Source organism: Pseudofrankia asymbiotica (genome assembly GCF_001983105.1).
Lineage (GTDB): Bacteria > Actinomycetota > Actinomycetes > Frankiales > Frankiaceae > Pseudofrankia > Pseudofrankia asymbiotica.
Genome location: NZ_MOMC01000146.1, coordinates 1 through 8,277, shown reverse-complemented (window position 1 = coordinate 8,277; position 8,277 = coordinate 1). Strand labels below are relative to the sequence as shown.

The window sequence follows — 8,277 nt, the reverse complement described above, 5'->3', positions numbered from 1 at the left end:
CACGTAGACGAACGGTCGGCGCGTGGTGAATACCTCCGTGCACGGTGCGCGAGTATTTTTCCGCTCGGTTTATCGCATCACCTGGTTAGGCGGGGCAAAAACGCGGGTGATGCGGGTCACGTTGTTTTTGGGGTTTGCCAGGCCGGTGGGCTGGCTGTCATGGTGTTTCCAGTGCCCGATCGGGGCACACGCCGGGCGGGACGCCGCATCACTGCCCCCGCCGCACACGGCGCACAGGCTTCGGACCCGATGGCAGGGACCGGAGACGGACCGTCGGACACCATCCGTGTCACGGCCAGCGCAGCATTCCTTCAGGTCCCCGCCGGACCCTTTCCCGGTCCGGTGGTGGGCCGCCGCGCGTGTCCGTCTTCGTAGGCGTGGGAAAGGACCAGAAGACTCTTGGCTCGTCGTGGCATCTCCAACCGCGTCCGCGCGCTCGTCCTCGGCCCGGCACTGGCCRCCGCCGTCGGCACCKGCCTCGCCGTCACCACGCCCGCCCACGCGTCCAGCCACCCTGCCTCGGCCCAGCGGTTCCTGTCCGCGGTCATCCCGTGCGAGTCCGGCGGCAACCCCCGCGCGGTCAACTCCATCGGCGCCGGTGGCCTCTTCCAGTTCCTGCCCTCGACCTGGCACGGCCTCGGCGGCTCAGGCCTGCCCCAGAACGCCTCCACCGGCGAGCAGTGGTCCAAGGCCATGAAGCTCTACAACCAGCAGGGCACCAACCCCTGGTACGCCTCCAAGGCCTGCTGGGGCAAGCGAATCTGAGGCTGGCAGAAAATCTGAGGCCGCCCGGGAATCCAGGGCTGGCACAGCCGCGCTAGCGGCGCACCGAACACGCACGACGAGGCCCCGCGCCATATGGCGCGGGGCCTCGTCGTGCTCCGGAAGATTTTCCGCTCGCGTCAGACCGGCGGCCGCGGCCGGCCGTTCGGGTAACGGGCGGGCGTCAGACCTTCGGCGTCATGCGCATGACCGGAGGCGGAGTCGGGTCGTCGCCCTGGATGAAGCTCAGCGAGGGGGCGGCGGCCCAGCCCTGGGCGAATCCGAGCAGGGCGAGCGTGCGGTCGCGCGCCGCGACTCCCCAGGCGTTGTTGTAGCCGCCCGCCTCGCCGCCGCCGAACCGCTCGCCCAGGGTCGCGAGCATCTCCTGGAACTCGGGCGTGAACGCCTTCGACATCGTCGCGGTGTCGGTGGTTCCGACGATGTTCTTCTGCAGCTGGCGCATGAGCAGGGTGAAACGGGCGAATAGAYGCTCCTCCCAGTCGAACGTGCTCAGGAAGTCCTCACCCACGGCCCCGCCACGCTCGGCCAGGTGCRCGATCTGCTCCGGTGACATGGTGATGTGAATGCCGCCCGTGCCATCGGGCAGCTGGATGGAACGGATCCGGTCCCGGAAACCGGGCAGCTCCGCCTGCAGCGTGTCCCGCCAGTTCAGCGACGTGTCCAGAATCTGCAGCAGGAACCCGACGAGACTCCTGATCTGAGCGACCGAGCGCACCTTCTGGCCGGCGTTCGCGACGACCGCGGCCGGGGCGAGCGTCACGGGCGGAGCCGCGGCGGAGAAAGCAGCGGCGGCGGCCCCGGAGGATTCGGATGACGCGGCGGACCCGGACGAGGCTGCCGCCGGCCCGCCCGCCGCCGCCRACGGCGCGCGACGCGGTCGCCGGACCCGTTCGCGCCGCCCCTTCTCGCCGCGCGGCGACGGGACCAGGTCGATCCCGAAGGTCGGGCGGGTGGGCAGCCAGGCGTCGAAGAAGTGCATCGGGAAGTTGCTGGCGATCCCGCCGTCGGAGAACCAGTGCCGGATGGGCCCCGCCCCCGCGGTCCCCTGAACCCACAGCGGCACGGCGCAGATCAGAACGGGAAAGCTCAGGCTCATCCGGGTGGCGACGACGACCGGCAGGTCCCGGCTGGGGAAGGTGCGCAGGTCGGCGGGGGCGCCAGCCGCCGGCACCGCCGTCACCGGGGCGCTGACCCGCTCCAGATGAGCGAGCACATCGGCCGGGAACAGGCGGGCGAACTCCGCCGGGGAGTAGAGGAACGCCTCGCCGACGAACGGCAGGTTCAGCGGGCGGGCGGCGCTGAGATCCGTCGTCATCATCTCCAGCACGATCTTCTCGTTCGCCCGGCGGGGACGGCTCAGGTCCGCGAAGGTCAGCGGGGCGTCGCCGTCCGCTCGGCCGGCGCAGGCCTGGATCTGCCGGTGCAGCCACTGGGTCAATGCCTCCCGGCCGCTGCCCTCGGCTGGCATGCCGGTACAGGCGCCGTAGAAGGTGGCGGGCAGGCCGCGCACGGTCCACAGCACCCAGACGAGAATCGACCCGACCAGGCCGAGCAGCGCGGTGACGATGACACCCGGGGCGAGCAGCAGCCAGCCGTACCAGCGCTGCTCGCCCAGGCTGCCGCCGAAGCCATACAGGACGCCGAGAAGCCCGCCGAACGCGATCCCCGCGGCCACCAGCACCTGCCACCAGAAGTACCGCGCCATCCAGGCGACAGTGACCCGGATGCGGCCCGGCCACGACGTGCCAACGCGTTGCAGACCAAACAACAGGCGGAAGACCCAGGTGGTCCCCCGGCTCGGCTGGAACAGGCCCTCCAGCACGCCCCGCGCGGCGATCTGCTCACTCGCGGCCGTCAGCCCGTCGAACCCGCCCGGCCGGCCCGGATCGCGGCGCTGCTGGTACTCGCCATACTGCGCGGCGGCGGTCAGCGCCGCCCCGATCGCGCCCKCCGACGCACCGCCGATGCTGTGGAAGTCGTACCTGTTGTGCAGCTGTGCGACCGCCCGGGGATACACGATCCCGCTGGTGATCCCACCTTTCATGATCAGGTCACACTGCTCCCGAGGCCCGGAGGACGCTCGGCGTGAGCCTGATCCTGGACCGGGGCCCGATCCTGGACCGGGGCCCGATCCTGGACCAGGGCCTGAGCCCGGGTCAGGGCCCGATCCTGGACCAGGGCCTGAGCCCGGGTCAGGACCTGAGCCCGGGTCAGGACCCGGACCGTCGGCGGGTGTCCCGCCGGCGTGGCCCGCCGGATCGTCGGCACGGGTGCTCGGTGCGCTCATCGCGGCCTCCCGACCGTCGGCGAACCGCCATCCGGCCCGCGACCGACGATCAGCTACCCAAGCTAGCGGCCCGCCACCCTCGACCTCACCGAGGTTCTCGCTGCGCGGCCGCGCCCGGCGCTACGAGGTCAGGGTGAGGACGCCGCGGGCGAGGTCGCCGTGTTCCAGGTCCTCGATGGCGCGGTGGAAGTCGGCGACGGGGTAGGTGCGGGTGACCAGCTCGTCCAGCAGCAGCCGACCGCCCCGGTACAGGTCCACGTACTGGCGGATGTCGCGCTGCGGCTGCGACGAGCCGTACCGGCAGCCCAGGATCGATTTGTCGAGGTAGAGGTCGAACGGCGAGAACGTCGACTGCGTGTCCGCCGGCGCCACGCCGAGCAGGACCGCGGTGCCGCCCCAGCCGAGCGAGCCGATCGCCGCCTGGATCAGCGCCGGGTGGCCGACGCACTCGAAGACGTAGTCGTAGCCGAGCGGGGCCGAGTCCTCGACGGCGGCCTTCGCCGCGGCGGCCGTGTCCTGGCCCGCGGGGTTGACGAAGTCGGTCGCGCCGAACAGCCGCGCGGCCTGCTCCTTCGCCGGGTTCACGTCCACCGCGACGATGCGCGCGGCGCCGGCGACGCGCGCGCCCTGGATCACGTTGAGCCCGATGCCGCCGACCCCGAGCACGGCGACGGTCGAGCCCGGCTCCACCTTCGCCCGCCGCAGCACCGCGCCGACGCCGGTGACCACTCCGCAGCCGACCAGCGCCGCCGAGGTCAGCGGCACGTCGGCCGGGATCGGCACGCACTGGTTGGCCTTCACCACGACCCGTTCGGCGAAGCAGGAGATGTTGGCGAAGTTGTACGCCGGCTCGCCGCGCCACGTGAACGGCTGGGGCCGCAGGCCGAAGGTCGACCGGCACATCGTCGGCCGGCCGGTGTCGCAGTGCTCGCAGGCGCCGCAGTTGCCGAGCGTCGAGAGCACCACGTGGTCACCGGGGCGCACGTTGCCGACGAGGGCGCCGACCGCCTCGACGACGCCGGCGCCCTCGTGCCCGAGCACGACCGGCACCGGGTAGGGAATCGTTCCGTTGACCACCGACAGATCGCTGTGGCACAGGCCCGCGGCGGCGATGCTCACCAGCACCTCGCCGGGCCCCGGGTCGCGTACCGCCAGGTCGTCGACGAGCTCGGCCTTCTGGCCGTCCCACACAACACCCCTCATCGCGTGCCTCTCTTCAAAGGATGGGTTCTGGGTTCAGCTCGGCCAAACGACGCTTTGCAGCTCGCTATAGGCGTGCAACGCGAAGACTCCGCAGTCGCGGCCGATGCCGCTGTGCTTGAAGCCGCCGAACGGCGTCTCGTGGTTGCGGGCGACGGTGTTGACGCCGACGTTGCCGGTGCGCAGCCGCGCGGCGACCCGGTAGGCGCGCGCGGTGTCCCGGGAGAAGACGTAGTCGTACAGGCCGAACGGCGTGCCGTTCGCGATCGCGACCGCCTCGTCCTCGTCGTCGAAGGGGAGCACGACGACCACCGGGCCGAAGAACTCCTCCCGGGCGACGGACATGTCCGGCCGGACGCCTGTCAGCAGCGTCGGCTCGACGTAGAAGCCCCGCTCCAGCGCGGGGCGCTGCCCACCGACGGCCACGGTCGCGCCCGCGGCGACGCCCTCGGCCAGTAGTTCCTCGACGCGGGCACGCTGCGCGGCGGAGATCAGCGGGCCGACGACGGTGGCGGCGTCCATCGGGTCACCGACCTCGCAGAACCCCGCGTAGGCGACCAGCTTCTCGACGAGCTGGTCGTGGACCGAGCGGTGGACGAGCGCCCTGGTCGGCGCGGTGCAGATCTGGCCGGAGTGGAAGGCCCAGGTGCTGCCGATGCCGGCGGCGGCCTTGTCGAGGTCGGCGTCCTCGAGCACGAGCGCGGCGCCCTTGCCGCCGAGCTCCATGAGCTGGCGCTTGATGTCGCGGCCGGCGACCTCGCCGATCCTGCGGCCGACGGTGGTGCTGCCGGTAAAACTGATCATGTCGACGTCCGGGGAGGCGACGAGGGCGGCGCCGACGTCGGAGGTGGAGCCGGTGACGACGTTGATGACTCCCGCGGGTACGCCGGCCTCGTGGGCGATCTCGGCGAACCGCAGCACCTGTAACGGGTCCTGTGGCGCGGGCTTGATGACGACCGTGTTCCCCATCGCCAGCGCCGGCGCGACCTTGCCGGCCATGTTCACCAGCGGGAAGTTGTACGGCGTCACGCAGGCGACGACACCGACCGGGGCACGGCGGATCACCGCCCCGACCAGGCCGCCCGGGGCGAGCGGCGTCGCGTCGATGGCCTGCGGCGGGAGCGGCACGAGCGGCGACTCCATGGCGTGGCGCGCGTAACGCTGGAACCGCTCGACGGCGACCGGGACCTGCATGGTGGAGGCGACCCGCATGGTCGCCCCGGTCTCGGCCTGCACCAGTGGCACGAGGTCGTCGTTGTACTTGGTCAGCAGGTCGCCGACCTTGGCGAGCACCTCGGAGCGATGCGCCTGGCTGGCCGACGCCCAGCCGTCGAAGGCGGCCCTGGCGGCGGCGGCCGCCTGTTCGGCCTGGGCGGCGCTCGCCTCCGGCGCCTCGCCGACCACCTGTTCGGTGGCCGGGTTGATGACGCCGTAGTGGCCACCGGCCGGCTCCACCCACTCGCCGCCCACGTAGATCCGACTGCTCGGGACGCCCATGGCGTGTCCCCCCTCGTGCTCGGGGTGAGCCGTCGGCCGCGTGCCCGGCAAGCCTGGTCGCGCGGCGGGCGGCCCGTGGTCCTCGTGTTCCTGACGACCCGTGGTCGCGGGTCCCTCCGCTGGTGCGCGTCCGGGACCCGGGGCCGACGGTTTCTGACGGTACGTCAGGCCTGCTTGCGCGGCAGCCCGTCGCGGCTAGAGTGTAGAACAGGTTCTAGTCTGAGRCCGACCGGTCAGGGCGTGCGATCGACGGAAGGCTGCCCACGCGTGGAGCGCGCTCCCAGGCTCCCGCGTGATGTCGCCCCGCGGCCGAGCCCCAGACCCCACGTCCGGGAGCTTCGCTCCCGGACCCCGAATGGGCGGGGCACGCAGCTGTTCGCACTTACGCCCGCCCACAGCAGACACCACAGACCACGTGAAGGGTGGCCGCGCTCATGGAGTTCGGGATCTTCAACTCGCTCTACCTGCCGAAGCGGCTGTCCGAGGCGGACCCGGTGGGCGCGGAGCACAGCCGGCTGATGGACGAGGTCACCTGGACGCGGGCGGCGGACCGTTCCGGGTTCAAGTACACGTGGGCGACGGAGCACCATTTCCTGGAGGAGTACTCACACCTGTCGGCGAACGAGGTCTTCCTCGCCTACGTCGCCGGCACCACCAGCAACATCCACATCGGCAGCGGCATCATGAACATCACGCCGCCGGTCAACCACCCGGCGCGGATCGCCGAGCGCGCCGCGATGCTCGACCACCTCTCCGGCGGCCGCTTCGAGCTGGGCATGGGCCGCGGCTCGTCGAGCACCGAGCAGCGGGGCTTCGGCATCGAGGACCCGGCGCTGACGAAGCTGATGTTCGACGAGGTCGTCGCCGAGCTGCCGAAGATGTGGAAGGACGAGCCCTACTCGCACGAGGGCCGTTTCTTCACGATGCCCGAGCGCAATGTCCTGCCCAAGCCCTACACCAGGCCGCACCCGCCGCTGTGGGTCGCGGCCGGCAACCCCAGCACCTTCGAGAAGGCCGCGCGGATGGGCCTGGGCGTGCTCTGCTTCGCGAACAGCTCGCCCGACGAGCTGGCTCCGCTCATCGAGCTCTACAAGAAGAACATCGACAAGGCCGAGCCCGTCGGCGGCTACGTCAACAACAACATCATGGTGACCAGCCAGATGCTGTGCCTGGAGGACGGCGCCCGGGCCAGGCAGATCGCCACCGACATCACCATGAGCTACCAGCACACCCTGGTCTACCGGTACCTCGACACCTTCCCGAAGCCCGACTGGGTGCCCACCTGGCCGGCGACGCTGCCCGAGCCGACCGTCGAGGTCCTCGAACTGGGCGTGCGCGCCGGCACGATCCTCATCGGCGACCCGGAGGAGTGCGAGCGCGCCGTCCAGACCTACGTCAACATCGGCGCCGACCAGCTCGTCTTCGGCATGCTGTCGACCACGATGCCGGTCGACGTCGCCGTCGAGGCGGTGGAGACGTTCGGCCGCCACGTCCTGCCGAAGTTCGACACCGACCCGGTCCACAGCACCACCCGTCAGCGCGAGGCCCAGCTCGGCTCCGCCGCCTAGGCGGCGGAGCATCGGCCGCCATTCGGCACCTGACCTCGCCGGCACGGCGGACATGGGCGAGGCCCCGCGTCATCGGACGCGGGGCCTCGTGGTCTGGCGGGATCTCGGCGGTGGCAGGCCGGCCCCGATCCGCGCGGCGGGCGGGGTCGGCGGCTGCTCGCCCAGGTCCTGTGGAGCTCAGATTCGCTTGCCCCAGCAGGCCTTGGAGGCGTACCAGGGGTTGGTGCCCTGCTGGTTGTAGAGCTTCATGGCCTTGGACCACTGCTCGCCGGTGGAGGCGTTCTGGGGCAGGCCTGAGCCGCCGAGGCCGTGCCAGGTCGAGGGCAGGAACTGGAAGAGGCCACCGGCGCCGATGGAGTTGACCGCGCGGGGGTTGCCGCCGGACTCGCACGGGATGACCGCGGACAGGAACCGCTGGGCCGAGGCAGGGTGGCTGGACGCGTGGGCGGGCGTGGTGACGGCGAGGCMGGTGCCGACGGCGGYGGCCAGTGCCGGGCCGAGGACGAGCGCGCGGACGCGGTTGGAGATGCCACGACGAGCCAAGAGTCTTCTGGTCCTTTCCCACGCCTACGAAGACGGACACGCGCGGCGGCCCACCACCGGACCGGGAAAGGGTCCGGCGGGGACCTGAAGGAATGCTGCGCTGGCCGTGACACGGATGGTGTCCGACGGTCCGTCTCCGGTCCCTGCCATCGGGTCCGAAGCCTGTGCGCCGTGTGCGGCGGGGGCAGTGATGCGGCGTCCCGCCCGGCGTGTGCCCCGATCGGGCACTGGAAACACCATGACAGCCAGCCCACCGGCCTGGCAAACCCCAAAAACAACGTGACCCGCATCACCCGCGTTTTTGCCCCGCCTAACCAGGTGATGCGATAAACCGAGCGGAAAAATACTCGCGCACCGTGCACGGAGGTATTCACCACGCGCCGACCGTTCGTCTACGTG

At 71.3% G+C, this 8,277-nt stretch carries 6 protein-coding genes; 2 read left to right on the top strand and 4 right to left on the bottom strand.

The window, feature by feature from the left end; genetic code table 11:
• Positions 1-399 precede the first annotated feature (399 nt).
• Positions 400-765 carry a transglycosylase family protein gene (locus tag BL253_RS38645; protein WP_076823045.1) on the top strand — a complete coding sequence of 122 codons (366 nt, stop codon included), beginning with the start codon at positions 400-402 and terminating at the stop codon, positions 763-765.
• 181 nt (positions 766-946) lie between these two features.
• Here the strand turns inward: BL253_RS38645 and BL253_RS38640 are convergent, their stop codons facing one another.
• From BL253_RS38640 to BL253_RS38625, 3 genes are all read right to left on the bottom strand, one after another.
• Positions 947-2,827 carry a patatin-like phospholipase domain-containing protein gene (locus BL253_RS38640; RefSeq protein ID WP_076823052.1) on the bottom strand — a complete coding sequence of 627 codons (1,881 nt, stop codon included), beginning with the start codon at positions 2,825-2,827 and terminating at the stop codon, positions 947-949.
• 363 nt (positions 2,828-3,190) lie between these two features.
• Positions 3,191-4,273 (bottom strand): Zn-dependent alcohol dehydrogenase, encoded by a 1,083-nt coding sequence (locus BL253_RS38630; protein ID WP_076823048.1) that lies wholly within the window; start codon positions 4,271-4,273, stop codon positions 3,191-3,193.
• A gap of 33 nt (positions 4,274-4,306) precedes the next feature.
• A complete protein-coding gene (locus tag BL253_RS38625) occupies positions 4,307-5,767 on the bottom strand; it encodes an aldehyde dehydrogenase family protein (RefSeq protein ID WP_076823046.1) in 1,461 nt (486 codons plus the stop codon).
• A 434-nt stretch (positions 5,768-6,201) separates the two neighbouring features.
• On the opposite strand from BL253_RS38625, the gene BL253_RS38620 reads away from it, so the two are divergent.
• Positions 6,202-7,335 (top strand): LLM class flavin-dependent oxidoreductase, encoded by a 1,134-nt coding sequence (locus tag BL253_RS38620; protein WP_076823054.1) that lies wholly within the window; start codon positions 6,202-6,204, stop codon positions 7,333-7,335.
• 177 nt (positions 7,336-7,512) lie between these two features.
• Here the strand turns inward: BL253_RS38620 and BL253_RS38615 are convergent, their stop codons facing one another.
• On the bottom strand, positions 7,513-7,878 hold the full coding sequence (locus BL253_RS38615) for a transglycosylase family protein (protein ID WP_076823045.1): 366 nt from the start codon (positions 7,876-7,878) through the stop codon (positions 7,513-7,515).
• Positions 7,879-8,277: the final 399 nt, after the last annotated feature.